The 26,491-nt window shown below is 53.5% G+C and carries 23 protein-coding genes; 16 read left to right on the forward strand and 7 right to left on the reverse strand.

Features of this window, described 5'->3' with window-relative positions; translation table 11 throughout:
* Nucleotides 1-10 precede the first annotated feature (10 nt).
* Nucleotides 11-1,642: an MFS transporter gene (locus HMPREF2891_RS00655; RefSeq protein ID WP_070663502.1), complete on the forward strand. Its 1,632-nt coding sequence runs from the start codon at nt 11-13 to the stop codon at nt 1,640-1,642.
* Nucleotides 1,643-1,683: 41 nt separating this feature from the next.
* Here HMPREF2891_RS00655 and HMPREF2891_RS00660 read toward each other — a convergent pair whose 3' ends face one another.
* Nucleotides 1,684-3,105 carry a YkvI family membrane protein gene (locus HMPREF2891_RS00660; protein ID WP_070619405.1) on the reverse strand — a complete coding sequence of 474 codons (1,422 nt, stop codon included), beginning with the start codon at nt 3,103-3,105 and terminating at the stop codon, nt 1,684-1,686.
* Between the two features lie 167 nt (nt 3,106-3,272).
* Here HMPREF2891_RS00660 and pyrE point away from each other — a divergent pair, with 167 nt between their 5' ends.
* The gene (gene pyrE / locus HMPREF2891_RS00665) at nt 3,273-3,839 is read left to right on the forward strand and encodes an orotate phosphoribosyltransferase (RefSeq protein WP_070619646.1); all 567 of its coding nucleotides are present in this window, start codon (nt 3,273-3,275) and stop codon (nt 3,837-3,839) included.
* A 142-nt stretch (nt 3,840-3,981) separates the two neighbouring features.
* Here pyrE and HMPREF2891_RS00670 read toward each other — a convergent pair whose 3' ends face one another.
* Nucleotides 3,982-4,839: an HAD-IIA family hydrolase gene (locus HMPREF2891_RS00670; RefSeq protein WP_070663503.1), complete on the reverse strand. Its 858-nt coding sequence runs from the start codon at nt 4,837-4,839 to the stop codon at nt 3,982-3,984.
* Between the two features lie 126 nt (nt 4,840-4,965).
* Between HMPREF2891_RS00670 and HMPREF2891_RS00675 the strand changes: the two genes are divergently transcribed.
* From HMPREF2891_RS00675 to HMPREF2891_RS09600, 4 genes are all read left to right on the forward strand, one after another.
* A complete protein-coding gene (locus tag HMPREF2891_RS00675) occupies nt 4,966-5,640 on the forward strand; it encodes a TrmH family RNA methyltransferase (RefSeq protein ID WP_070663504.1) in 675 nt (224 codons plus the stop codon).
* A gap of 105 nt (nt 5,641-5,745) precedes the next feature.
* Nucleotides 5,746-6,771, forward strand: a complete 1,026-nt coding sequence (gene fbaA, locus HMPREF2891_RS00680; protein WP_034508945.1) for a class II fructose-bisphosphate aldolase — start codon at nt 5,746-5,748, stop codon at nt 6,769-6,771.
* Nucleotides 6,772-6,904: 133 nt separating this feature from the next.
* Complete coding sequence (locus tag HMPREF2891_RS00685; RefSeq protein WP_102218055.1) at nt 6,905-7,687, forward strand: sulfite exporter TauE/SafE family protein; 783 nt, start codon at nt 6,905-6,907, stop codon at nt 7,685-7,687.
* A 124-nt stretch (nt 7,688-7,811) separates the two neighbouring features.
* Nucleotides 7,812-7,961, forward strand: coding sequence for a hypothetical protein (locus HMPREF2891_RS09600; protein ID WP_186822268.1), 150 nt, complete (start codon nt 7,812-7,814; stop codon nt 7,959-7,961).
* 154 nt (nt 7,962-8,115) lie between these two features.
* On the opposite strand, the gene HMPREF2891_RS00690 is transcribed toward HMPREF2891_RS09600, so the two are convergent.
* The gene (locus tag HMPREF2891_RS00690) at nt 8,116-9,267 is read right to left on the reverse strand and encodes an ROK family transcriptional regulator (RefSeq protein WP_070619417.1); all 1,152 of its coding nucleotides are present in this window, start codon (nt 9,265-9,267) and stop codon (nt 8,116-8,118) included.
* A gap of 234 nt (nt 9,268-9,501) precedes the next feature.
* Between HMPREF2891_RS00690 and HMPREF2891_RS00695 the strand changes: the two genes are divergently transcribed.
* The 7 genes from HMPREF2891_RS00695 to HMPREF2891_RS00725 all read left to right on the forward strand — a co-directional run bounded on the left by HMPREF2891_RS00695 (nt 9,502) and on the right by HMPREF2891_RS00725 (nt 20,076).
* The gene (locus HMPREF2891_RS00695) at nt 9,502-10,788 is read left to right on the forward strand and encodes an extracellular solute-binding protein (protein ID WP_070663505.1); all 1,287 of its coding nucleotides are present in this window, start codon (nt 9,502-9,504) and stop codon (nt 10,786-10,788) included.
* Nucleotides 10,789-10,933: 145 nt separating this feature from the next.
* Nucleotides 10,934-11,779: a carbohydrate ABC transporter permease gene (locus HMPREF2891_RS00700; protein WP_261666817.1), complete on the forward strand. Its 846-nt coding sequence runs from the start codon at nt 10,934-10,936 to the stop codon at nt 11,777-11,779.
* Entirely contained in the window at nt 11,779-12,615 is an 837-nt protein-coding gene (locus HMPREF2891_RS00705) for a carbohydrate ABC transporter permease (protein WP_070619421.1), read from the forward strand. The genes HMPREF2891_RS00700 and HMPREF2891_RS00705 overlap by 1 nt, the downstream gene beginning before the upstream one ends.
* Nucleotides 12,612-13,847 (forward strand): family 20 glycosylhydrolase, encoded by a 1,236-nt coding sequence (locus HMPREF2891_RS00710; protein ID WP_070663506.1) that lies wholly within the window; start codon nt 12,612-12,614, stop codon nt 13,845-13,847. The genes HMPREF2891_RS00705 and HMPREF2891_RS00710 overlap by 4 nt, the downstream gene beginning before the upstream one ends.
* A 231-nt stretch (nt 13,848-14,078) precedes the next feature.
* Complete coding sequence (locus HMPREF2891_RS00715) at nt 14,079-17,846, forward strand: right-handed parallel beta-helix repeat-containing protein (RefSeq protein WP_070663507.1); 3,768 nt, start codon at nt 14,079-14,081, stop codon at nt 17,844-17,846.
* Between the two features lie 18 nt (nt 17,847-17,864).
* Nucleotides 17,865-18,578, forward strand: coding sequence for a hypothetical protein (locus HMPREF2891_RS00720; protein WP_146002513.1), 714 nt, complete (start codon nt 17,865-17,867; stop codon nt 18,576-18,578).
* Nucleotides 18,565-20,076, forward strand: coding sequence for a sulfatase family protein (locus HMPREF2891_RS00725; protein WP_102218052.1), 1,512 nt, complete (start codon nt 18,565-18,567; stop codon nt 20,074-20,076). The genes HMPREF2891_RS00720 and HMPREF2891_RS00725 overlap by 14 nt, the downstream gene beginning before the upstream one ends.
* 36 nt (nt 20,077-20,112) lie before the next feature.
* On the opposite strand, the gene HMPREF2891_RS00730 is transcribed toward HMPREF2891_RS00725, so the two are convergent.
* Nucleotides 20,113-21,369 (reverse strand): anaerobic sulfatase maturase, encoded by a 1,257-nt coding sequence (locus HMPREF2891_RS00730; protein ID WP_070663509.1) that lies wholly within the window; start codon nt 21,367-21,369, stop codon nt 20,113-20,115.
* An 81-nt stretch (nt 21,370-21,450) separates the two neighbouring features.
* Between HMPREF2891_RS00730 and HMPREF2891_RS09815 the strand changes: the two genes are divergently transcribed.
* The 3 genes from HMPREF2891_RS09815 to HMPREF2891_RS00740 all read left to right on the forward strand — a co-directional run bounded on the left by HMPREF2891_RS09815 (nt 21,451) and on the right by HMPREF2891_RS00740 (nt 23,309).
* Nucleotides 21,451-21,576 carry a hypothetical protein gene (locus tag HMPREF2891_RS09815; RefSeq protein WP_261666818.1) on the forward strand — a complete coding sequence of 42 codons (126 nt, stop codon included), beginning with the start codon at nt 21,451-21,453 and terminating at the stop codon, nt 21,574-21,576.
* A gap of 64 nt (nt 21,577-21,640) precedes the next feature.
* Nucleotides 21,641-21,841: a hypothetical protein gene (locus HMPREF2891_RS09605; protein WP_070663510.1), complete on the forward strand. Its 201-nt coding sequence runs from the start codon at nt 21,641-21,643 to the stop codon at nt 21,839-21,841.
* A gap of 286 nt (nt 21,842-22,127) precedes the next feature.
* Nucleotides 22,128-23,309, forward strand: a complete 1,182-nt coding sequence (locus tag HMPREF2891_RS00740) for a hypothetical protein (protein ID WP_083311163.1) — start codon at nt 22,128-22,130, stop codon at nt 23,307-23,309.
* Between the two features lie 127 nt (nt 23,310-23,436).
* Here the strand turns inward: HMPREF2891_RS00740 and HMPREF2891_RS00745 are convergent, their stop codons facing one another.
* Genes HMPREF2891_RS00745 through HMPREF2891_RS00755 form a run of 3 tightly spaced genes read right to left on the reverse strand, consistent with a single transcriptional unit; the run spans nt 23,437 to nt 26,437 of the window.
* Complete coding sequence (locus tag HMPREF2891_RS00745) at nt 23,437-24,372, reverse strand: ROK family protein (protein WP_070619714.1); 936 nt, start codon at nt 24,370-24,372, stop codon at nt 23,437-23,439.
* 30 nt (nt 24,373-24,402) lie between these two features.
* Nucleotides 24,403-25,182, reverse strand: a complete 780-nt coding sequence (locus tag HMPREF2891_RS00750) for a glycerophosphodiester phosphodiesterase family protein (RefSeq protein ID WP_083309388.1) — start codon at nt 25,180-25,182, stop codon at nt 24,403-24,405.
* Nucleotides 25,183-25,192: 10 nt separating this feature from the next.
* Nucleotides 25,193-26,437: a DUF4032 domain-containing protein gene (locus tag HMPREF2891_RS00755; protein WP_070619708.1), complete on the reverse strand. Its 1,245-nt coding sequence runs from the start codon at nt 26,435-26,437 to the stop codon at nt 25,193-25,195.
* Nucleotides 26,438-26,491 lie beyond the last annotated feature (54 nt).

The following is a 26,491-nucleotide window of genomic DNA, read 5'->3' on the forward strand; positions in this document are numbered from 1 at the left end:
TGGAGGGAAAGTGCAGGACGCACAAAGGGCGCAATCAAGCGGCGAAACGGGTGTAGTGCAGGCGCCCTCAAAACGAGATTGGGGTGCGCTGGCGGTGCTCGCCGCTTCGCTGGGGGTGATCGTGTTAGACGGCACGATCGTGGGCGTGGCGCTGCCAAAAATCATTGGGGACCTAAACCTGACGCTCGCGGATGCCCAGTGGGTGAACAGCTTGTATGCGGTGATCGTGGGCGCGCTGCTACTTGCCAGTGGTTCCGCGTCAGACCGGCTTGGGCGGCGCAGGCTACTGGTGATTGGCATGATCATTTTCATGGCCGGATCTGCGGTCGCAGGTGTTGCCGGATCGGCCGCTGCGCTACTGTCAGGCCGCGCGGTGCAGGCAGTAGGCGCTGCGGGAATAATGCCGGCTACGCTCTCAACCGTGAATGCCCTCTTTCGTGGCAAGTATCGCGCAGCCGCGTTTGGTATTTGGGGCGCGGTAATCTCCGGAGCCGCCGCGATAGGTCCCCTGCTTGGAGGAGTGCTAACCGAGTGGGTTTCCTGGCGCTGGATCTTTTACGTGAACCTGCCCCTGGGTGCGCTACTCGTACTATTTGCCCTCAAGGTTGTTCCTCAAACCAGGGGTGAGGCCGGCGGGCGTTTCGACGTGCAGGGCTTCGTGCTCTCCAGTCTGGCGCTTGGTAGCCTCGTGTTCTCCATCATTGAGGGACCGCACGTGGGGTGGTGGAAACCCACTTCAGAGTTCAGCTTTCTCGGTCTTACATGGACGCAGGCCTCAGCGATCTCGGTGGTACCCATTTCACTAGCGATCGCTCTGGTCGCACTCGCGCTGTTCATCTGGTGGGAGTTGCATCTAGCTAAGCGCGCCAACGGCCCTTTGTTGGACCTATCAATGTTCACAATCGGCACGTTCTCGTGGGGCAATCTCACGGCCACAACGGTTGCAATCGGAGAGTTCGCCCTGCTGTTTGTGCTTCCGCTCTACCTCATCAACGCGTATGGGACCAGCGTGATCGATGCCGGCCTGATTCTCGCAGCCATGGCTCTGGGAGCATTCATATCCGGAGGCCTTGCGCGCCACATCGCAGCCAGGCTCGGCCCGGCAGGCACAGTCATTTTAGGGCTTGGTCTGGAGCTTGCAGGAGTTGCCGCTCTTGCCTACTTCATGGATCCGGCCAAGTCCCTGGCCTACCTCGTTGCCCCTCTTCTTGCGTACGGTCTTGGCCTGGGTCTCGCGTCTGCGCAGCTGACCGGCACCATCTTGCGGGACGTCCCCGTCACTAAATCTGGCCAAGGTTCGGCAACCCAGTCCACGGTTCGTCAGGTCGGTTCGGCGCTTGGCACAGCGTTCTCGGGCGGCGCGCTCGCGGTGGGGCTCGGTAGTTCGTTGCCGGACGCGCTGTTCTCGGTCAATTTGCCCGCCGCAAAGCTGGATGATCTGATCGCTGCTACGAAGGCTTCGGCGGGTTCAAATCTGTTGCAACTGCGCGAGCAGATGGGCGCTGATTCTGAGCTGGTGAGTCATCTGGTGGGCGGTTTTGCGCAGGCAACCCGCTCTTCCCTGTGGGTATCCGCAACTTTCCTCGGCGTCGGGTTGTTGGGGTCGATTATGGTTTGGCTCGCGGCTCGCAAGTCAGATTAAAGAGGTGTTTCTCCACTGCATGCGCCAGCCTGCGTTAACGATTAGAGGGGCTTTTCTGGGTTAGTTTCCTCCGCCGAGGGGCGAGCCTCATTCGTTTCTTCCGCTCGGACAACTTCCTCGGCTACCTCATCGGTTTCGGGCTCTTCGTAGTCGTCGAGGGCGTCCTCTTCAAGCTCTACGTTGGTGATCTCTTCGAAGTCGATCGTTGCCGGATGGTCGTAGGCCAGGCCCTCATCTTCCAACTCGTCTACCACTTCGAGCACGGAGCTGGTTTGCAGGTCTGTATTTTCAACCGGTGATTGCTCAATCGCCTCGGCAAGCTGGTCTGCATGCCCTTGATGGAAGTGCTTGTCTTTACGCATCAGGCGGCGCAAGAGTTTGCGGATGGCCATACGGCGTGCGATTTCCTTACGAATATCTTCTCGGCTTCGCACCCAGTGCACTACCAGTAGCAGAATCAAAAGCATGCCCGCGTAGCCGATCACCGGGTATAGGTAGCTCACAAACGTTTCGAATCCAACAAATGAGATCACGAAGCCAACCAGAGCCATCGAGATTAGCCAGATGCGGAAGCGCTTTGGGTCGCCCTTCGAGAACCTGGATGCAAGGGCGTAGTACATGCCGATAGCGGTGTTGAAGATCATGCCGAAAACCACGAACGCCATGACGGTGCCAAATGCGGGGTGGATGCTGGTGAGCAGCATGAGAGTGGGCATGTCAGAGTGGCCCACTTTGTCGATTTGTGCAAACAGGGCGGAGGACGAGATGAGGATCAACAGGCCGTAGATGATGCCGCCCAGCATGCCGCCGCGTCCCGCTACGCGGGGGTCGCGGATTTGGCCACCCATCACGATTGACATGGATACGGCCATTGCGAGCGCCAGAGCCACGTAGTTTGCGGCGGAAACCCACCAGTTTGGCAGGGTTGATCCAATTTCAAGCGCCATGTCGTTCAGCTGCGTGAATGAGTAGTCTACGTGCGTGTATGACCAAATCGCCGCGCCACCGATCAGCACAATGATGAACGGCGTGATGGATCCGATGATTGTGGTCACGCGGTCTACGTCAAGCATTCCAACCAGGATTACCAGGACGGTGATGATGGCTGATCCCACCCAGACAGGTATTCCGAATTGTTGGTTCAGGCTGGCGCCTCCGCCGGCGATCATCACAAAGCCCATGCTGAATAACGTGATGGTGATGAGGATGTCGAAGAAGCGGGACGTGATGGGCGGGGAAACTTCAGTTAGCACGCGGTTGTGGTCGCTGGCTAGGAAGAAGGAACCGAGCTGGAGGATCGCGAATCCTGCGATTCCGAAGATTATAAGCGCGAGGGTGACCGCCCACATTCCTTGGACGCCAAATCCTACGAAGTATTGGAGGATTTCTTTACCTGATGCGAATCCCGCGCCTACTACTAGGCCCACGAAGGCCATCGCAACGGTTATTACTTGCCGGTTCATGTTGGTGCCAGCTGTGTAGATTTGGCGGCTGGTACGCCTCGGTGTTTTTACTTTACCGAGTTTGCGCAGGTTTGGGGATTTTCGTTGCGCATGTAACGAAACGGGGCGCGGGTTAGGTTAATCGCGTGGTTTTCGAGGGGGCGCTGGCTTTCGCTTACGATAGGGGTATGACTAACGATCCGCGCAAGGCCCGCCTGGCCGAACTTGTTAAAGAGCTTGCTGTCATTCACCAGAAGGTGACGTTGGCTTCGGGTAAGGAGTCTGACTTTTACGTTGATATGCGCAGGGCAACGCTGCATCATGAGGCGGCGCCTTTGGTGGGGCACGTGATGCTCGACATGCTTGAGGACAATGGTTTCGCGCCGGATGATTTTGATGCCGTCGGTGGCCTCACGATGGGTGCGGATCCGGTTGCGACGGCAATTTTGCATGCTGCGGCCTCGCGGGGACTGTCGGTTGATGCGTTCGTGGTGCGCAAGGAGGCCAAGGATCATGGCATGAAGCGCCAGATTGAGGGGCCTTCTGTTGAGGGTAAGCGCGTGATCGTGTTGGAGGATACTTCGACCACTGGTGGCTCTCCGATGCAGGCGGCTCGCGCGCTTGAGGCAGCGGGCGCGCAGGTTCTAGCTGTTGCGGTGATTGTGGACCGCGATACGGGGGCGCGCGAGGTCATCGAGGGCGCTGGCTACAAGTATTTGAACGCTTTGGGGTTGGAAGACCTCGGCCTCGCCTAATCTGAGCATCTTCACTTTCGCCTAATCGGGACGTGTACAGATTTTGTACACGTCCCGATAACGTCTTAAAAATTTCGCGAATTTTGTACACGTCGCGCAAACGTGTACAAATTTTTAACACTTCGCGAGGGTTCGCTACGTCCTACTCGCCGGATTCTTCGAGTAGTCCTGCTTCTTTGGCTAGCCGGTGGTTTTCGCGCACAACCTCGATCATGTCGGCAATCGAGTTCTTGGTTCGGTAGGGACGGAACGGGAAGCTCTGAATCTCGCTTTCGCTCGTTGAACCACTGAGAACGAGGAAGGTGCGCAGGCCCGCTTCGATGCCGGCTTGCACGTCGGTGTCCATGCGGTCACCGATCAGGGCGGTGACTTCAGAATGGACGCCAATCTTGTTGAGACCGGCGCGCAGCATCATCGAGTTGGGTTTGCCCAAAAAGTAGGGCCTGCGTCCGGTTGCTTTGGTGATCATCGCGGCCACGGATCCGGTTGCGGGCAGGACGCCCTCGTCGGAGGGGCCGGTGACGTCCGGGTTGGTGGCGATGAACTTGGCGCCTGCTTCGATGAAGCGGATAGCCCGGGTGATGGCGTTGAAGTCGTAGCTACGAGTTTCACCAAGCACAACGTATTCGGGGTTGGTCTCGGTCATCACGTAGCCGGCGCTGTGCAGGGCGGTGGTAAGTCCGGCCTCGCCAATGACAAATGCGGACGAGTTTGGAGACTGCTGGGACAGGAACGCCGCGGTTGCAAGCGCGGACGTCCAAATGTGCTCTTCGGGCACGTGCAGACCGGAGTTATCGAGGCGAGCGGATAGGTCTCGCGGCGTGTAGATCGAGTTGTTGGTGAATACGAGGAACGGAATGTTCAGCTCGTGCATAGTGTCAATGAATTCTTGCGCCCCGTCGATTGCGCGTTCCTCGCTTACGAGAACGCCGTCCATGTCGGATAGCCACGAGGTGATTGGGGGCATTTCGTCAAGTGAAAAGTTTGCTGTGGTTTCCATACTTGTCTCCTTCTGTAACTGCTTTTAGCCTATCGTTCCAGATGATCGCGGGGTAGATGATCGCGGGTTTTGTGCACGCTCGTTCATGGCGGGCGGCTGGCTTTGACGGTTTCCCGCGTTGTTTGTATGTTCGAGGGCGTGGCAGAAATAGACAAGAATGAGGTGCGGTCGGTTCCTGGCAGCGGCGTGGGGCCGTGGCCGGGTGGTGAAGAGAATTGGCCGCAGGGCGATCAGTATGATCCGGTGCTACTTCGCGAGGGCGATACGCGCAATGTGGAGGATCGCTTCCGCTACTGGTCGAATGAAGCGATTAAGGGCTTCCTAGACAGTGTGGGCAGGCCGGATTGGCTTGAAGTTGCGGTGCAAAACTTGGGGCACGACTTCAATATTGGTTCTATTGTGCGCACGGCAAACTGTTTGGGGGTTCGCCGCGTGCATATTGTGGGGCGTCGCAGGTGGAATAGGCGCGGGGCGATGGTGACGGACAGGTATTTGGAAGTTGTACACCACCGGGAGATCGACGGGTTCTTGGACCATGTGGGTGCCCGTGGCTTGCACGTGATTGGGATTGACAATATCGAGGGGTCCAGGCCGCTGGAGGGCCGGGAGCTTCCGGATAAGTGCGTGCTGGTGATGGGGGAGGAATCCACGGGGCTCAGTGAGGATATGGCACGGGCGTGCGAATCTGTTTTGCATATAACGCAGTATGGTTCTAGCCGGTCGATGAATGTGGGGCACGCTGCGGCTATCGCTATGTGGGCGTGGGTTATCCAGCACGGGAGCGATCCGGAAGGCGCGTAGCGGGGGCAAGCCGAATAGGGTTGTCAAGACTTTGGACGCTAAAGCATTGCGAACCTAAATGTGGGATAATGGAGAAGTCAAAATGTCTAGGCAAGGAGGCAATTAATGCCTATCGCAACCCCTGAAGTTTACAACGAGATGCTGGACCGTGCGAAGGAAGGCAAGTTCGCTTACCCGGCGATCAACGTTACTTCTTCGCAGACCTTGACGGCTGCTATTCAAGGCTTCGCCGAGGCCGAGTCTGACGGTATTATCCAGGTTTCGGTTGGTGGCGCCGAGTACTGGTCTGGCGCCACGGTTAAGGACCGCGTAGCTGGCTCGCTTGCAATGGCTGCGTACGCTCGTGAGATTGCTAAGAACTACGATGTGACGGTTGCGCTTCACACGGACCACTGCGCAAAGCAGAACCTTGATTCTTGGATTATTCCGATCATGGAGCTCGAGGTTGAAGAGGTTAAGGCTGGCCGCCTTCCGTTCTTCCAGTCCCACATGTGGGACGGCTCGGCTGTGCCGTTGAAGGAGAACTTGGAGATCGCGCAGAAGATGCTTGATCTTGCTCAGAAGTCGCACACCATTCTTGAGGTTGAGATTGGTGTTGTTGGTGGTGAGGAAGACGGCGTTGTTGGCGAGATCAACGAGAAGCTGTACACCACCACTGAGGATGGTATTGCAACGGTTGAGGCTCTGGGCCTGGGCGAGAAGGGTCGTTACCTGACTGCTCTTACGTTCGGCAACGTCCACGGTGTTTACAAGCCTGGCCATGTGAAGCTTCGTCCGGAGATTCTGGGCACCATTCAGGAAGAGGTTGGTGCGAAGTACAACGCTGGTGATCGTCCGTTCGACCTGGTTATGCACGGTGGTTCGGGCTCGTCTGCTGAGGAGATCCGCACAGCGGTTGAGAACGGTGTTATCAAGATGAACGTTGACACCGACACCCAGTACGCTTTCACCCGCCCGGTTGCCGAGTGGATGTTGCGCAAGTACGACGAAGTTCTGAAGATTGACGGCGAGGTTGGCGTTAAGAAGTCTTATGACCCGCGTTCGTGGGGTAAGGCTGCTGAGGCTGGCATGGCTGCTCGCGTTGTTGAGGCTTGTGAGCGCCTCGGCTCCGTTGGCACCAAGATGAAGTAAGTCGCTTCTAGTCACTTAGAGGAATGTTCCCGCACGGTTTCCGTGCGGGAACATTTTTGTCGTTTGACGAAGACGTATAGATGGGCAAAATTTAGAGTTTAGAAACCCGATCGTCGGGGAGGGAAGGTAGATCGTGGCCATAATAGCTTTCGCAGTGATTATTGGTGTCGCCGTTGGCGTTGTCGTTGGAGCGCTTGGCGCCGGTGGCGGTATCTTGGCTGTTCCCGCCCTCACGTACCTGCTTCATCAAACGCCTCACGCGGCGGCTGCCGGATCTTTGGTAATCGTTTTGGCTACCGCGCTGACTGCTCTACCGGAGAAAATTCGCCACAAGAACGTGCGCCTGCGCGAAGGTTTCATCTTCGGTGGAATCTCGGTCGTGGGCTCATTCATTGGTGCGCGACTCTCGGCATACGTTGATGGCAACGTGCTGATGATCCTCTTCTCCGTAATGCTTGCCATCATGAGCGTCGTGATGATCCACAAGGGCTTGAAGGAGCGCAAGATTTCTGACGACGAGGTCGCAGCCCGAAAGCCCCGTGGGATTCTGGCGGTGATTGTGGCGGCAACTGCTACTGGCTTCTTGACGGGCTTCTTTGGTGTCGGCGGGGGATTCATGGTGGTGCCCGTGCTGACTTTGGTGCTGGCGTTTGGAATGCGCGAAGCGTCGGGCACATCCCTGCTGGTTATGATCATGGCTTCCGCAGCCGGTTTAGCTTCGCGCTACGGCCAGTCCATCGACATTGACTGGAAGATCGTAATCGGCTTCATGCTGGGTTCGATGGGTGGCGGTGTTATTGGCGGCCCGCTGTCGAATAAGGCTAAGCCGCACCAGCTCACGATTATTTTTGGCGTCCTGCTGGCCGTGGTTTGTGTTGCGACCGCGGCGGCTACGGGCGTGCGCATGATTGGTTAGAGAAAATATATCCATCTGGACGGACAACTTGGCGATTTCATGGTGAGAGGGATATAGCTAATTAATAAGGAAGCCATGATGGCGGAAGATATTCGTCAATGGACACGCACTGAAGGCATTATCGTTGCCGAGCCCCTGGACCCGAAAAGCAGTTGCTGATTTCATCAACTCCGCGAAGGTCGTTGTTGCGATGGACTGGTACGAGCGCACTCCGAACCTCATTGGACTCACTCTGGCGATGCAGGATCGTAAGTTGGCCGGCCTATCGGTTTGAGATTGGGCTGGGCAGAGCGCGATTCTTGCGGGAAGTCTTGCGCAATGTCGGTAATCACGGAGTGCGCGCTCCAAGAGCCGAACTGTGCAGCGCAACATTTATTAATGGGACGCAAACTTGAAAAGCGTGTTGGTCCCGGTGTGCTAAGTGAAGATTAGAAGGCGAGGACGTGATCTATGACCTCGTCGTTGAGATGTAGTGATTCGATTCCTGCGCGAACCGTCATGCCATGCGGGTCTTCCAAGTGTGCGGTTAGAACTTGAATGTTCTCACCGACCAAAGGAAGGGATAGGCGACGGAGCATATTTTCAACAGATTCGGCTAAGGATTCGTCAAGCTCACAAACCTCACCGGCTAAGACTATGACTTCAGGATCGTGCAAGTTAGCAATGTTGACCAGGCTACGGGCTAATATTTTGGACGTTCTCGATATCAGTTCTTTAGCTTTAGAATCGCCCTGCGAAACTAACTTCTGAAGGTCCTGCAAGTTGTTTACGGGCAGATTAAGTATCTTTGCGTCGCGAACTAAAGCTGGGATCGAAACATACTGCTGCAGACAGCCATAGTTACCGCACTCGCAAAGTGGTCCGCTCCAGTCGAAGACGGTATGTCCAAGTTCTCCTGCGCCACCTCGATATCCGGAATGAATGGTGTCATCTGTAATGTGCGCTGAAGTTACGCCGTGCGAGAGCTCAACGTAATAGACGTCTTCGTGGTCCCGACCAGCGCCCCAACGGTATTCTGCAAGTCCACGGAGGCGAGCTGTGTTTTCGATATAGACATTGACTCCGAATGATTCTTCAAAAAGTTGCTTCGGATTAGCCTCCAGCCAACGAGCCGAAGCAAGTGACGGATACACGCGGCCTTTACGGGCGTCTATCTGCGTATCCACGGCAAGGTGAATGGCAATAAGCTTGTCGTCGACCTTATGATCCTTGAGCATTCTGTCAAGAAGTTGAACACCCTGCGATGTTCGTTCTTTTGCCGGACGATTTAGGTCTAGAGCCACAGTTTCTGTGGCAAATATGCGCCCATCCGGGATTGCAATAGCTACCGAGCACTTTGAAATGTGAAAGACAACAGCCGCAGTTACGCCCAAATTGCGGGTGGTGGAAATGCGGTTCTTTAAGCTTCCCTCAGCGTGATCCTCTTCTTCTACGAATCCCATCTCTTCGAGTTGATTAACCAGGTTTGTGACTGTCGTGCGGGAGAGGGAAAGGGACCTTGCAAGCTCAGCACGGAAAGTAGGGCCGTCTTTGATCAGCCTTCGCAAGAGCCTGTACAGATTAGGGGGAAGAGTGGCCATGGCTCTAATCTTACCTGGATACTGAGAAAATATGAGCTACACCGCACAGTTCCTTAACGGAAACCGTCTTGCTGAGAGTGGAAATATAACGATTTCATACAAATGTGTCTAATTGCTTGACGGAATCGCTTTGTTGCGGGATATTTGAATTGGTCCAAACCTCAAAGCAGAGAAGTCGGACCGAATCATCCGACTCAGCATGACGAAGCTGTCATGTATGTTCCTGGAGGAAAAATGAAAATCAAGAAAATGGCTACAGGCCTAGCCGCGATTGCAACTACATTTGCACTTGCAGCTTGTGGATCAGGAGGAACTCACTCGGAGGGCTCAGATGCAGGCGCTGGCGATCAGACTGGTACTGTGCGCGTATGGTTTATGGAGGGCTCGATCTCCGAAGATGCCCAAAACTACCTAGCCGAAGAGTTTAAGAAACAGAATCCCGAAGCCGACATTGCTATCGAGATTCAGCAGTGGGACGGCATCGTTTCTAAGCTACAGACCTCGCTTGCATCCAAGAATGAAAGCCCCGACCTCGTAGAGATCGGCAACACTCAGACGACTTCCTTCACTACGATCGGCGCATTTGCCGACGTCACCGATATGAAGGAAACGCTGGGTGGAGATGACCTGATTCCGTCCTTCGTTGATGCGTCAACCGTTGATGGCAAGATCTACGCCTACCCGCTGTATGCAGGTGCTCGTGGCGTTTTCTACCGCACTGATCTATTCGAGCAGGCAGGAATCGAAGTTCCTGAAACCATTGATGAGTTCACCCAGGCTGCTATCGATCTGCAGGAAGCTAATCCGGAGAACGTCGATGACTTCTCGGGTCTTTACCTAGCAGCCGTTGATCCGCACGGTGTTGAGTCCCACCTCTTCGCGCAGGGCTTTGAGTACGCCGAGCAAGACGGAGATAAGTGGGTAGGTAAAACTTCCTCCCCGGAATCTATCAAGGCTTTGGAAAATGCGCAGCTAGTTTTCGATAAGGGTACTCAGTACGCACTTGACTCGCAGCAGGGGCAGAAGTCCTTCGAGCGTTACTTTAACGACGGCAAGGTCGGCATGCTGATCGGTACCGGAAATGTTGGCGTCAAGATTGATCAACAGCTATGGGACGACGGTAAGGTTGGCGTCTTCGCTATCCCGTCTAAGACTCCGGGCGAACCGGGAGCCACTTTTGCAGGCGGTTCAAACATTGCTCTAGCTGCAAATTCGCCCTACCCGGAACTTGCTAAGTCTGCTCTTGAAATCATTTTCTCCGAAGGGTTCCAGACCAAGATTGCAGAGGACGGTTGGGTCCCCGGCAACACTGCTTACGGTGAGGCCGTATCTGGCCCCTTCGGCGATATCGCAGCAGACATTATTAATAACTCTAAGCTGACTCCGAACAGCCCTGAGTGGGGCGTTAACTTCGGCGCAACGCAGCTAAACGAGTTTTACACTCGCATTGCCAAGGGAGAAAATGTTAACGACGTTGCAACCTCCTTCGACAATGAACTCGAGTCCGTGCTGAACAAGTGAATCAGCGGGGTTAATCATGAGTAATGCGCCAGTCCGGCCGCTCCCGCCGAAAAAAGAGGAGTTGACAGCAACGTCGCGACGTCCAATCAAAAAGCGTCGGTTAAGGTCGGTTGCCCCGTGGTTGTTACTTGCACCTGCAATCATCATGGTGCTGGTAGCTCTGGGATACCCGTTGGTTCGTCAGGCTGTAATGTCCTTTCAGCATTTCGGTCTGGCACAACAGTTCGGTGCTCCTGCGGAGTGGGCCGGACTGGCGAATTACAAAGAGATCTTGACTGATCCTTACTTCTGGACGGTCTTCGTAAAATCAGTCTTGTTCTGTCTATGGACAGCAGGAATCACCATGGCGCTGGGCGTCTTGTTCGCAGTCTTGATGCTCAGGCTTTCAAAAGTGGTCCGCACTATTTTGAACACGACCTTGGTGATCGTGTGGGCTATGCCAGCGCTTGCATCTTTGACCGTTTGGCAATGGCTTGTAGACCCGCGCTCTGGTCTGCTCAACTACACGTTGACTTCGCTTGGTCTAGAAAGTTTTAACAACTTTAACTGGCTGGGCGGTAACTTCTGGACTTTCTACCTGATCGCGTCTGGAGTCATTATCTGGGCGTCAATGCCATTGGTAACTATCACCATTTATGCGGCATTGGCTCAGGTTCCCGGAGAAATCTTGGAAGCTGCACAGATCGATGGCGCATCCTGGCGTCAGCAGATCGTGCGTATTCAGCTACCTATGATTCTGCCCGTCATCGCGTTGATTGGTGTCCTGCAGATTATTTGGGACCTCCGAGTATTTACCCAAATCTACGTTCTTCAACAAGCGGGTGGTATCGCATCCGAAACCAACCTCTTGGGCACCTACGTCTACCAAACCGGTATTGCACAGGGTAACTACGGCGTTGCTTCGGCACTAGCTATGGTCATCCTCTTACTAACCCTTGCCATGACGTTCAAATACCTACAAATGCTGTACCGCCAGGGAGGCGTTGAATAATGAACCCCGATACCCGCTTCCGTAAGCACCCTTGGTCAAACATCGCAGCCATAATAGTCGCTGTAGTCTGGTTGGTACCGGTCTACTGGATGGTGAACTCAGCGTTCCAATCCGAATCTGAGCTTATGTCTTGGCCGCCTCACTTGGTGCCACATGAGTTCACCTGGCAAAACTTTGTCACCGCGTTAGACTCAAACTTCTTCAGTGCTCTAAAGGCATCTGCAATTGCAGCTACCCTCACCGTTTTGTTTGCATCGACCGGTGCAATTCTTGCCGCAATGGCCCTATCCCGATTCCGTTTCCGCGGAAGAACGATCATGATTATCTCGATTTTGATTGTTCAAATGATCCCCGCAGAAGCTCTATTCATCTCGCAGTACCGCATGCTTGACGGCTGGGGACTGTTGAACTCAGTCATTGGCCTATCGGTTCTCTACATTGGTTCCATCGTTCCCTTTATTACCTGGATGATGCGTGGCTTTGTAGACGGTATTCCAATCGACCTCGAAGAAGCTGCAATGGTAGACGGCTGTACCAGGTTGGCAGCTTTCAGGCGCGTCACCCTGCCTCTACTGGTTCCGGGTATTGTGGCGACCTCAGTGTTCGGTTTCCTGTTTGCTTGGAATGAATACACCCTGGCTCTTATCGTGTTGTCCAAGGATTCTGCAGTTACACTTCCGATTTGGTTGCAGTCTTTCCAGCAGGGTCTCAAGGCAACCGACTGGGGTGGCGTGATGGCCGGTGCAACTTTGATTGCCATTCCCGTGATCATTGTCTTCGTTTTGATTCAGAACAAGATCTCGCAGGGCATGGTGGCTGGAGCCGTTAAGGGATGAGTAAACAGTTTCAGTCTCTGCCAAAGCCTTTGGTTGGCCCTGTCGAAGGGCGGAATCAAAAGTGCGAATGGCGTGGTTTAATGATCGACTCCGCCAGAACGAGGTTTGAACCGGAAACGATAATAAAAGTCTTAGAACTGGCTAGTCGATATGGCTTCAACAAGTTCCATTGGCATCTGACGAACGACGCCGGTTGGCGGTTCCATGTGCCGGAGTATCCGTTGCTAACCGAGGTCTCAGCGTATCTACCTCGCAACAGTTTTGATGATTACACAAATCTGTACGATGACACGCTGGCCAAGGCGTTGGAGCAGACTCCTCACAAATGGAGCAATGGCTACTACACGGACGAGGAGATCCGCCGCATAGGATCCAAGGCAGAAGAACTTGGGATAGAAATCATCCCCGAAGTTGATCTGCCTGGACACATGATGGCGGCAATCAGGGCCTACCCGCGTCTAGGGAGGCCAGAAGGATTGCCACTACCTGAGGGTTCAATGCGTGAGCACATGTGGTGGCCAGCGAGGAATGACTTGTTGTGGCCGACCGATGAAGCTGCACAGTTCATTCGCACTATCCTAAATAGGATCATGGACCTGCTTCCTTCTCGGTGGATTCATGTCGGTGGCGATGAGTGCGCTTATAAGCAGTGGGAGTCGGATCCGAACATAGATTCTTGGCTTGAGCGTCGTGACGTCGACAAAGTTGAGAGTCTTCAAAATTGGTTCATGGAGATCGCAAAAGAAGAAGTCCGAGGACGTGGCCGGCAGCTGGTTGCCTGGGATGAAGTAGCGGAAATTAGCGATGATCCTGAGATTCTCATAATTGCCTGGGATGAGGATAGGGCGGAAGCCCGAATGGATAAAGTACAGAATCCGCTTGTGTGTGCCGACGCGCGTTTCCTCTACCTAAACCGAGTTGATCCCAATAGTGAAGTGCCGCAGAAAGGAATGCTACCCGGTATAAGTGTTGACCAGATTTTGACAGCGCCACTACCGATGGTGAGCAAGCAACAAGCTAAAGGAATCCAAACCTGCCTGTGGTCAGAGTTCATCTTGGATGAAAGTGACTTGATGTCAATGATGTTTCCAAGATTCCTGGCCGTGGCAGAACGAATATGGAATCCGGATTCAGAGCTAGCTGGAGGATTAACTTCTGAGAAGATTCTTAACGATGCGAAAAAGCGTGTAGCCGAGGAGTATCGAGTCCTTCAAGAATCTGGGATCCTTTAGCTCTGTGGCTGAGCTCTCGGTCGTTTAACGTGTTTAAAAGTGAAACCCCAGGTACGTAGTTGAAGTTACGTTCTGGGGTTTTGCTGATTAATTAGTTCCGCTCTACGCACTTCAAAAGTGTTCACCCAAATAGCAGAGGGTCATATATTTTCGCAGAAATGTGAAAGTGTGAGCAAAAAAATTGCTAAAGTGTTTAGTAACGTAACAAAATAACATCAAAGGTGATGCAATATGGTTCGCAAAGCGATATCTTCATTTGCGGCGTTAGTTTTATTAGTGCTTGGGGTAGTTGTGCCTATATCTTCCGCCTCAGGTTCTAACGGTCTGATGCCGAGCATGCTAAAAACCGACGTCCGAGTTGTTTTCGAAGATGACTTCACGGGTAATGACGGCGCCAATTGGATTGCAACTGCTGCAAACCAAGCGACCCAAATACTGTTCCAGCAGAATATGGTGACGGTTAAAGGTGGAGGGCCGGAAAATAGGATCCTGTCTAAGGACTCTATTCTGGCCGATACTTTCACCTTGGATCTCGACGTTTTTATTGGTGCGGAACATACAAACGCAGCACTAAAGTTTGGATTTCTCAGTAACGCAGATGCAACTAATCGGTACCAGGTGACGTGGGATGGGCCAAATAAACTGCTTAAACTCGAACAAGTAATTGGCGGTTCAACGACTGTTTTAACGCAGGTTAAGAACGTTGATATGCCTGTTAACATGGGTGGCCAGCCACACGAGGTGTCAATAACGGTCAGCAACGACCGTGTTTCCGCATCAATAAACGGAACAGAATATATCGATGTTGAAGTACCTGGCATTCAAGATGCGCCGCAGGGGCGAGTGCTGGTAGCTTCGCAGTTCCCGAAACAACACTACGCGGTCGATCATATTAGGGTTTCGACAGAGAAACCTGAGGCGACGGGCGAATATGAGCTGACATTAAAGACGCAGACTGATGGGGAAATCGATACTAACGCGGATACCGCTGGCGGAACTCTTACTGCAAATCGGACCTCGGGTGACGCTGGTGATGAAGTTACTCTTTCATATGATGTAAAACCGGGCTACGTGTTCGATGGCTACGATTCTTATGTAACTGAGACCGGGACACCAACCGATGGCCTGTTGACTATCAAGGACAATAGGTTCGCGTTTAACGACAAGACTGGAAGCGTCACTGTAGTCGCAAAATTCATTACAGAGCCTGATGACCCGAACGTCCTGTTTAAGGATTATTTCGAAGGTGACTTTAATGAACATGGAAAGTATTCGTTAAGCGACGCGCAGCAAGCTGAAATCAACAACGGCGAATTGCTTTTGAATTCGGGTTCAACCCCGGCTGCTCTAGTCGTCGATAACTCCGAATGGCTCGAGCCTAAGAACTATCAGATTGAAATGGATATCCGAAAGGCAAACCCGGTTGCGGGCACAGTCCAAATCGCGTTTCGAATGGGAGATCTTGGTGACCGGTATGTAGTCGCACTGAACGGCAGCAAGCTGATGATTCGTAAGTTGGGTACTGACGGAACCAACATCGAAGTTGCAGGAACACCGTACTCATTTGATCAAACAGCCCGGAAACTTGTCATCGATGTTGATGATGATGTGGTGTCGGTATCGGCAAATAATAAACCTATTTTGAGCTATAAGAATGAAGACTCAGACGTCGACTCTGCCAATTGGTCCGCACTCAAGCCGGCACTAGGCATTATCAACATGACGGAAAACGCCACTGTAGGAATCGACAACCTCCGTGTTGTGCGTAAGCCCGTAATCGTAACCGTGCACGTGAAGGAAACCAATGACGGTGTAGATGACCCAGACCTGAAGAGTGGCACATTGACGCTTGATAGTTACCGTGTTGTATCGGGGCAAAAGCTGGAGCTGAAGGCTTTTCCAAAGGGTGGTTTCGAACTGGAATCGATCTCTTATGAAGGTGAAGCCATTGAGGGTAATGAATTTACGGTACCCGCTGGACTGGAAGAAGATTTCGTACTAGTCGCCAATTTCGTACCTAAAAACGCAGACGCCCAAACCTACTACATCGATTCGACAGAGGGGAATGACTCTAGATCAGGTATATCCCCTGATGAGGCATGGAAGTCTTTTGAAAATCTGAATCGTGTTTTCAATCCGGGTGACAAGATCCTGTTGAAACGAGGCAGCGAGTTTACTGGTGAGGATGCGTTACTAAAGTTTGGTGGATCAGGAACTGTGGATGCTCGAATTACCGTAAGCGATTACGGCGAAGGCCCCTTGCCGAAACTAAATGGTGAGGGCATATTGGAGAACGTGGTTTCCTTGTATAACCAGGAATTCATCACGATTGAGAATCTGGATATTGCGAATACGCATCCTGACTATTCCTCTTCTTTTGGACTCAATCAGTCTAATAACGCGTCCATAAATCTCCGCGCGGTCAACGTTTCTGCTCGAGACTTTGGAGTCGTAAATGGCATTACTTTACAGAATCTCTTCATTCACGACATCAATGGCAATCTGAGGGCGAAGTGGAACGGCGGTATTTTCTTCGATGTTGTAGCGGATATCAATGACGGTCAGCTTTATGGAGTGCCGACCAAATACGACGACGTTCTAATCGCAAACAATACGTTGGAACGAATAGATCGTTCAGGCATTAAACTCGTCAGCTCTCATTGGGCTAACCAGTCCTTGGAAAATGCTCCCAACGTTCCGATGCATTGGTATCCCTCTACCAACGTTGTAGTGCGTGGCAACGTGCTGCGTTACATGGGCGGAGACGCGATCACAGTCCGCGATACCGACGGAGCACTTGTTGAATACAACTTGGCACGTCATTCTCGATACCAGAACACTGGGTATAACGCAGGTATCTGGCCGTTTGAAGCGACTAATACTGTTGTCCAGTACAACGAGGTGTCCAATACTCATGGAGTTCAGGATGGGCAGGGCTTTGACTGTGACCACGTGAGCTCTTACAGCGTCATGCAGTACAACTACTCGCATAATAATGAGGGCGGATTCATGCTAATCATGAACGGTTTCCCCCATACTGCTCCGACTATCCGATACAACATAAGTCAAAATGATGCGGATAAGACCTTTGAGTTTGCCCGAGGAACTGCCGAGGGAACAATGATTTACAACAACACCATCTATTCCGATGTGGCTCTGACCGGTCGCGGAGGAGTGTTGGATCTCGCTAACTGGAAGGCAGGGACGGGTAACCGTGATGTCTACCTGTTCAACAACATCTTCCACTATCCCGAAGGCCAAACTTTCTATGTGGGAGATCCAGATGAGATGAAGAGAAAGACGAAGTTAATTAATAACGCGTATTTCGGTGGAATAACGCCACCGGAAGAGGAGGAAAACGCCATAACTGAAGATCCTCTGCTACCCGCAGTAGGTTCTGCGCCAACGGACAATGCCAACGCTACAGAGCCTAAGACTGGTAGGAATGTAGCAAACCACTTTGATGGTTATGTACCAGCAGAAGAATCGCCCTTGCATAATGCCGGCATGACGGTGAACGAAGTGGTGCAGCATTACGGTGGGTCAGTTACCGATAGGCGAGATATGGCTCCAGATGCCCTTCATAAACTAACTAGAAGCGGTAAAAGCATTGACTTTGTTGCGGGAGAGTACCTGCCACGCGTGGCCGGTGTGAGCTATGGTTCAGATTTTTTGGGAACCGCGCTACCGCAGGGCAAAACCCTGTTCCGTTCAGGTGAAGCTGTGAGCCAGGGCCTGACTATTGGTGCGATCCAAGGCGTTGCTCAATCTGAAGAACCGTCGGAGGATCCGAGCGAGAAGCCCACAACGGAGCCTGTAGATGATCCGTCCCAGGATCCATCTGAGGGAGAAGAGATTACTACAACCCCTGACTCGAGTGACACAAGCCGAGAAGGGCTCCCTACTACGGGCTCCGGAAGTGTTGGCGTAATAGCTTTGGCAAGTTTGCTGCTCTTAGGAACTGGCGCGGCATTGCTTAGAGTTCGTAAGAACCTGTAGCAATCAAGTGGTATCGCAATGAAATTGCGTCATATTAGTCTGGCGGTGGGTGCGCTAATCGCCCTGCTCACAGTGGCAGGTTGCGCACCCACCTCTAGCGCAGAGAACTCGAAGTTCGTCGACACCGTCTACGAAACTACTCATCGAGATGATGAACAGGTCTACGCTGAGCGCAAAGCACGTGAGAAGGCGTTGATTGATCTGGCTGGCGATGAAGGGATTACAAGGCGCTTTTCAGTGAACCACCTTCTAAGTCAGGATCAAGGTAAGAGACTTTCGGAAGGTGACGAAATGGCCATCTGGAACGCCTACAACGAACACTTAAATCAGCTCGAAACACAACTCAGAGAGAAATTCCGTAACGATGTGACTTTGGATGAAGTAAGAGACTACTACGAGCAAAACCGAAATCAGTTCCAACGCCAAGATCAAATAAAAGCGCAAGTAATCCCGTGGGAAAAGGGAAGAGCTAGAGCTGCATTTGAACTAGACGTAAATGCTGAAAATGTAAAGGCCGTCGAAGAACATTTTGGTGAGCTGATTGCAACCATGAATCAGATGGTTCTGGGAGAGCGGCAGGTCGTAGAACTACCTGATGGGAGAACGTTTGAGGTTGAAATACTGTCGCGAATAGATGGCGGAATTTACGAATTCGAGGACGTCGTTCAAGCAGCAACGTTCCAGCTGGTAGATAAACGAATTGAACAGGAACTTTCAAATGGAGAACGTTAAGAACGCGCTGGTGATAATGACCGACCAGCACCGCGTTGACACTATTGGTGCACTGGGAAATCCAAATGCGCGTACGCCAAACTTAGACAAACTTGCTAATGATGGTTTTGCGGCGACATCTGCATACACGCCGACTGCGATTTGTACTCCCGCTAGGGCCTCACTTATGACGGGTAAGAATCCCTTCAAACATCGGGTGTTGGCGAACCATGAATGGAATATCGGTTATCAGGCGGACCTGACACCAGACCAGTGGACCTACACGCAGGAATTGAGAGATAACGGGTACAACGTTGGGATCGTTGGAAAATACCATGCCGGAGAGAACTATTTGCCTGACTCATTTGGTATGGATGACGATTCGATGATTGGAGCCATCAATCCAATCCTCAACGATCGTTACCAACAGTGGTTAAAGGACAATAATCTGCCCGGTGTCCGTATTGAAGACGAGTGGAAGGGTACCCTTCCTGGCGGCAAGCCCGGTCATACAATTGCTGCTCGATTAAAGCAGCCGTTGGAAGCCACTTTTGAACGGTTCTTAACGGAGTTGGCTATTGAACGTTTGCGTGAATATGCCGCAGATTATAAGGAGTCGGGCAAGCCGTTTTCTCTAGATGTTCATTACTTTGGGCCACACCTTCCGTACATTATTCCGGACGAGTATTTTGACCTCATAGATCCAGAAATCGTTGAGTTGCCCCCATCGTTTTCGGAAAACTTCGCCAATAAACCGCCCATCCAAGCGAACTATGCGACCTACTGGTCAACATCGTCGTTCTCAAATGAACAGTGGCGAAAACTAATCGCGATCTATTGGGGCTACGTTGCGATGATCGATCATGAAATCGGTCTTATCTTGGATGAGCTACAGAAGCTGGGATTGGCAGATGAAACCGCTATTTTCTTCACTGCTGATCATGGTGAGTTTACGGGTGCTCATAGGATGAACGATAAGGGGCCAGCGATGTATGAAGACATCTATAACGTTCCCTTTTTCGCGCACATTCCAGGAATCGATCGTAGCGGGCAGACAGTGGAATTCGTTTCTATCCTGGATATTCCAGCCACGATCATGGACCTGGCAGGTTTAGACGCAAAGAAGGTCGAGGACGGACGATCGTTGCTCGATCTGGTCGCGCTTGAACGCGGTGAGGATCTAGAACCCTGGCGGGAGGACATTGTCCTCGAATTCCACGGTCACCACTTCCCACTTCAGCAACGAGCGCTACGGACCCGGGACTACAAATTGGTGTTCTCCCCAGAATCCCGTTCAGAGCTGTATGACCTGAAGCGGGACCCGTATGAACTAACCAATGTCTACGACACGCCTGTATACCAGAATGTGAGGCGAAGGTTGGAGACGGAGCTTTACCGTCGCCTGGTCGATCGGGGCGATACGGTTTTTGCTAAATGGATGGGGGCCATGGCAGATATCGATGTAAACCTAGGTTCAACAGCTAACTCTGATTACGATGTTGCGTTAGACCGTGCCTAAGCTCCGTTCTCGTATAATTCAACCAAATTAGGACCGTTATTTGACCTTGGGAACCACGCGCCCTGCGACCTGCGGGTCCATAATGTCTTTTGCTTCGCGACCCATGCGAAGCAGGCGCCCCATGCCCATGATCCAGGGCTTAGCGTAGGTGAAGAAGTCGAAGTAACCGTCGCACAGGTAGTTCAGGTTGTAACCGCCATCGCCGTCTTCGATGAAGCGGTCTTTCGGGCAGCCTCCGTGGCAGAAGCGCCGAACCGGACACTTTAGGCACTTGGTGGGCAGGGAGGTGTACTTGGATTCCCTGAAGTGGCGCTGAAAATCGGAGCGCAACATGTCTTGGAACTTTTCGCCGCGCGTCACGTTGCCCAGCAGGTAGTCGGGTTCGACGTAGTGGTCGCAAGAATAAACGTCGCCGTTGTGCTCAATGGCCAGCGCCATCCCGCACGTAGGGGAGTGGACGCACACGCTGGGCTGGTTGAACAGGTTCCCCAGCATCGAATCGAAATGTTGCACGAAGACGCGTCCCACGTCGACCTTAATCCACTCGTCGAAAACGTCACGGAGAAACTCGCCCAAACCGGCCGGTGTTATGGAACGCGAGGTCACAGCATCGCCCTCCTGCTTATAAAGCAGGTGACGTTTGCGCTCGGTCGACCACCCCTGCTCGGCCAGGGGCAGGTATTGTTCCGGGACGCGCTCCACGATGGGGATGAACTGCAGGAACTGGGCGCCCAGTTCGCGGGTGAAGAAGCGGTATACCTCCGCGCCACGCCCCTCGTTCGCGGCATGCAAGGTGCACAAAATATTCGTGTCTACGCCGTGCTTTTGCAACAGGTTCCATCCGCGCACGACCTGGTTGAAGCTGCCGCGTCCCGCCTTATTCACGCGAAATGAATCGTGAATGTCTTTCGGTCCGTCAATGGAGATGCCAACCAGGAAGTTGTTTTCCTTTAGGAACTCGCACCACTCGTCGTTTAGCAACGTGCCGTTAGTCTGCATCGAATGCGATACTTGCTGGGTGGGACGGCGATACTTCTCAGTCAGCTCCACAGCCAGGCGATAGAAATCCAATCCCCGCAGGGTGGGTTCGCCGCCCTGCCAAATGACTGTAACCGGCCCGTCGGGCTGGCCCTCCAAATACGCCTTTAAATAGGTCTCAAGGGTTTCGGTGCTCATCATCTGTGATCCGTGGTCGTACAGCAACTCTTTGGACAGGAAGAAACAGTAGGTGCAGTCCAAGTTGCAAGCCGCACCTGTCGGTTTAGTGACAACGGTGTACGGAAGTGAGCGCATACACCAAGTATGTCAGGTTTTATTTTCGTCGGTTAGTGACGTCAAAAAACTCGCGCCCACCTGCGTACGATGCCCTGCCTGATGGTCGAATACGCCCACGTCATGAGCGCCGGCCCCGGCGCAACGCTGATTCCGATCCTCCTATTGTTCTTCTTGTCGCAGAAGTACTTCTTCCACGGCATTGAAGACGGTGGCTTGAGGTTCTAACAATATAGTTCCAGCCGGGCAGGCCCAGGTCCAGCTGTGTCTTACATTTTAAGGGCATTCTTAAATGGCTGAAACAGTCGAGTTACCAGATTTCACTCCCGATAATTTGGAGGCCGCAGGCGCCCTAACTCCTACTTTTGACCCAGGCTATTCGTGGCCGGAAGATCCGAAAGTGGCTGAAAACCTGGAGAATTGGCGCGACCTCAAGCTCGGCGTAATCATTCACTGGGGTATCCGTACAACGTTTGGCCAGGCCGGTTCATAGTCACTACACCGCGATCGCCTGGGTGATTTCACAGAGCCTCCGGCCGATTTTAAGGGTAGTCACGCCGATTACCACCGCTGGTACTGCCAGCAGCGTCGCCGCTTTGATGCGTCTGATTTTGATGCTAAAGATTGGGCAAAGCGCTGCTAGCAGTGGTTTGTATACCGAGCTTGAGCGCCACGCTACTTGCCATTTTCGCGTAGATACGCGAGTAAACTTGCGGTATACCTATTAAAACTTCCACGTTCGTGGTGTGATGGTAGGTAGTAGATTTTAGGAGGCCGCTTTGGAACACACACTGCCCAACTGGACACGAATTGAAGGCGTTATTATTGCCGAACACCTGGATCCGAAGGTGGTTGCCGACTTCATTACAAAAACCAAAGTGGTTGCGACAATCGACTGGTACGATCGCACGCCGAACTTGATGGGCCTAACGCTCGCGGAAGAAGGCGGACGCCTGGCCGCGGTGAACGATGCGAACGAAATCGCTCCGGTGGTTGAGATTGAAGATTTCGCGCTTGATCTTGCCAACGAGTTCAATGCGGAAGTGATGATCGATGAGGTCAGCGCGGATGCTCTTCCCGAAGATGCCGAAGTTGGTTCAGACGCGCCGGAGCTGGCCGAAGAGCCAATGAAGATCGTAGAGCTGGTGAAGATTCCCGAATCTTCCATCCCGCTTGCGGCCGCTCTCCTTGGCATTGATGTTGCTTCTGTTGAACTTGATAACGGCTGGCAGGCCTTGGCGTATGACGCGCAGTATGCGCAGAACGTGGGCGACTTTGGGGAGTTTCCGCGCGTGACGCTAATGGCGTCGGGTGATGAGTTCTTTGCCAGCCTCGCCGTTGATGATGATGACGAGACGGAAACGATTTACAACTGGTCGATGTCTACGAGGACGCTCGCGGCAGGCCACAGTGGCGACAAGATTGGGGCTGAGGCGGAGGAGCTCGTTGGAGCTACTTCGGACTTGCGTCGGATTGCCGAGGCCGTGCCGGGTGCGGACGTGGCTGCGGCGGAGGGCACCGCTCAGTTGCGCGGGTCGCGTGCAGTTGCCAGTTTTGTCAGGGCGCTTGGCGTGCCATCGCAGATCGCAACCTACCTGGTAGAAGACGAGCCAGCTGATGATATTCCGGGCCTTGAAATGCACTATGCGCGCGGTATTTCGAATGCGATTGGTCGTAGCGTGGACAGGATTTTGCTGGAGCCAGAATCTGCAAGCAACCCGGTTTGGGAGACCTACCATAAGGTCGCGGTTGAACAGCCCAGTATTGTGCGCGTGATTGCCAGTGTTGAGGCCGCGATTGGTGCCACGCTGGTGGTAAACGCTTTTCGTAGTGCAAAGCCGCGTTCAGGTTGGGTGAAGCTCGGCGGCGTTGTGGGGTCGATGATGCTAATCGACTCGGTTGCCGAGGTCATGCTTTCGAAGTACCTGATTGAACGCACTAAGAAGCGTAGGGGCGAGTAACGAATACGAAATGGTGGGGCGAAGTGGTTGGTTCTCCCCACCATTTTTGAGTAATAAGCCTGGCACACGAGCGTCTGCGACAGTGTTTTGGGATAGTGCACAGCCTCATTGACGGTTAATCGACGAGTTAGAACGGACTTGGTTGGCTGTCAGCGAGTTGGAAGGCGCGTAGGCCAGCGCCCATCAGTTGAGAGTTCGAACCCAGTGTTGCGCCCAAAACCTGAGGGCTCGGCACGATTCCGAGAACGTCGCTGAGAAGGGTGTGGAACTGGTCGAATAGTTGCTGCCCGCGGTTAGCGAGGCCTCCACCAATCACGATCGGAACCGCTCCTGCCGATGCCACGATCGGGGCTACCGCGCGGGCAAGCTGAGTGAGTGCATACTCAACAATCTGGGCGGCCTGCGCGTTTCCCTCATCTAGCAGGCGGTAGACGCCAGCTGCACCCTCGGCCTCGTCAATCAGGCCAAGTGCGGCGCCGCGGCGCGCGATACCGGAGGCGGAACACACTCGCTCGAGTGCGATAGGCTGGCCGTTCCAGCCGGAAATGCGTATTTGGCCGAGCTCGCCAGCCCAACTCGACACTGCAACCGCGTTGCCATCCAGCACTAGCACGGTTGCGATTCCCGTGCCAATCGCAATGTAGTAGAAGTCTTTCAGTTTGACGCCCCACGCCCTTTCGGCAAGCGCACCCGTGCGCACGTCGTGCCCAAAACCCACAGGGCGAGATAGTCTTTGCGTCAGCATTTCGCGTGCCGGGAAGTCTTTCCACCCCAGGCTTGCCGAGAAAACTGCCATGCCCGCTTCCTCGTCCACGATTCCGGGCAGGTCAAATCCGATTGGCTCCACCACGTCTTCGGGTTTGATAGGCCCGTTCTCGCCTATGGCGTTTCCACTACGCACAAGGGCGTCCAAGTCCGCTACGATCTGCGCCGACGTCTCTATCAGCTTCTCGGGATTCGCGGGCGTGGGCGTGGATCCGGCGTGCGATATGGAACTGTTTTCGCTAACGATCCCAGACTTTATTGTTGTTCCTCCAACGTCGAGGGCAAGGGCGTAGCGCATGAGACTCCTTAAACGTCGTGGTTTGGGTGGTTAACGGTTTGAGATTGGGCGGGCAGAGCGCGATTCTTGTGGGAAGTCTTGCGCAATGTCGGTAATCACAGAATGCGCGCCCCAAGAGCCGAGCTGCGCAGCTCGTTCCAGGTCATTAACGGTCCACACGTTCACTTGGAAACCGGCCTCGGTCATGGCTCGCATGGCTTCTTCGGTTAGGCCGCGTTCACACGGGTGGATGGCAACCGCCTCGAGTTTGCAAGCTTGTTTTATCCATTTGTCTACCTGCTCCATGATGGGAGCGTCGGAGGGCTCAAAGAGGCAGGCGCGACGGTACTGCGGTGCGCGCGCCTTTAGCGAAGTGAGTAGGTCCATGTCGAAGCTGGAGACGAGGATCGAGTCGGGATTCTCTAGCTTTGCAAGGGACGCGATAACGGCGTCGATCAGGGTGTTGCGTAGCTCGAAACCGGCCTTGGAAGGCTTGATTTCTAGGTTTGCTTCCATGCCCGTGCTGTTCAACAGTTCTACTACGGTAACAAGTTCGGGGATACGTTCGAACGTGTAGGTGGGGGAGAACCATTTGCCGGCATCCAGTTTACGGATGTCTTTGAACTGTAGGTTGTAATATCCGCCTTTGCCGTTGGTAGTGCGGTCGAGGCGGTTGTCGTGGATAACTATGACGGAGCCGTCTGCGATTACGTCCACGTCGAATTCGAACGAGGACACTCCGTGGTCGATGCATTTGACGAATGCGGCCATCGTGTTTTCGGGTGCCAGTGAGCTCATTCCGCGGTGTGCGATTACTGGTGGATAGTTCACGTTGCCTCTTTCAGTCTTCTAGGGTGTGTTCGTCATTTGGGTCAAGGTCAAGCAGTAGGGCCTCGTCTCGCCTGGTGGCAAGAATGTTGTCGATGTAGGACTGCGTGGCTTCTTCGAGCGGCACGTCAGCGCCGCGTTGCTCTGCAAGGAACCAGCGGTGTTCGAGGATCTCGTGGAAAATCTGTGCCGGCTGTAGTTTAGCGCTGTATTCGGGAGGAACAGAGCGTACGGTCGGCTCGAATACTTCGGTAAGCCACCGGTGGGCTACGAGTTCGAGGGGTTGGTTTTCCTGCCCGGTGACAGCACGGTAGGTTGCCAGGTCGTTGAGCATCCTGCGAGCCTGCTGTTCTTGCACGTCGAGGCCGGTTAGGCGCATGATTTGGCGGTGGTGGTGGCCGGCGTCAACAACTTTTGGTTGCAGGATGATTTTGGTGCCGTCCGGGGTTTGCTTCATGGACACTTCGCCAACATCGAATCCGAGGTCGTTGAGTTTGCGGATCCGGTTGGTGATGCGCCAGCGTTCGTCGTCAGAGTAGACCTCTTCTGCGGTTAGCTGGTTCCAAAGCTCGTGGTAGCGCTCGTAAATGCGATCCCCGATTTCGATGGCGTCGGAGTCTTCGGCAAGCATTCCGCCAGCCTGCAGGTCCATCAGTTCACCAATAATGTTGGTGCGGGCCAGGTCCACGTCGTAGTTGCGTTGGCCGGAAGTGAGGCTGGGGTGCAGTTCGCCGGTTTCTGCGTCTACGAGGTATCCAGAGAAAGCGTCTGCGTCGCGGCGGAACAGCGTGTTCGAAAGGGAGACATCGCCCCAGTAGAAGCCAAGTAGGTGCAGGCGTACTAGCAGTACTGCGATGGAGTCGATGAGGCGTTCAGCGGTTTCGGGCCTCATGGATTGCGAGATTACTGCGCGGTAGGGCAGGGAGAACTGCAGGTGTTCGGTTACGAGAGCGGGGGTGAGCTCCTCGCCATCTGGCGACTTGCGTCCGGTGATTACCGCTGTTGGGATTACCGAGGGTGCGCCCAGCCGGTTGAGGTCTCGTAGCAGCTGGTATTCGTGGTAGGCCACGGTTTCGCCGATCTCTTTAACTGCGATTACTCGCCCGCCGAGGTTGACGAATCGGACGACGTGGCGGGAGATTCCTCGAGGGAGTGCGGCAAGCACGGATTCTGGCCACTCTTCCAGCGGGGTTTCCCAAGGAAGGTCAAGTAGTTCTGGATCCAGGTTTGCAGCGGTGATCTGTAGGGATTGTCGCATGGTTATATCTTGTCAAAAAGCGCGCCAGATTAAAAAGAAATACAAACTGAGGGA

Origin of the sequence: Actinomyces sp. HMSC065F11 (assembly GCF_001813085.1) — a bacterium.
In the GTDB taxonomy this organism is placed as follows: domain Bacteria; phylum Actinomycetota; class Actinomycetes; order Actinomycetales; family Actinomycetaceae; genus Gleimia; species Gleimia europaea.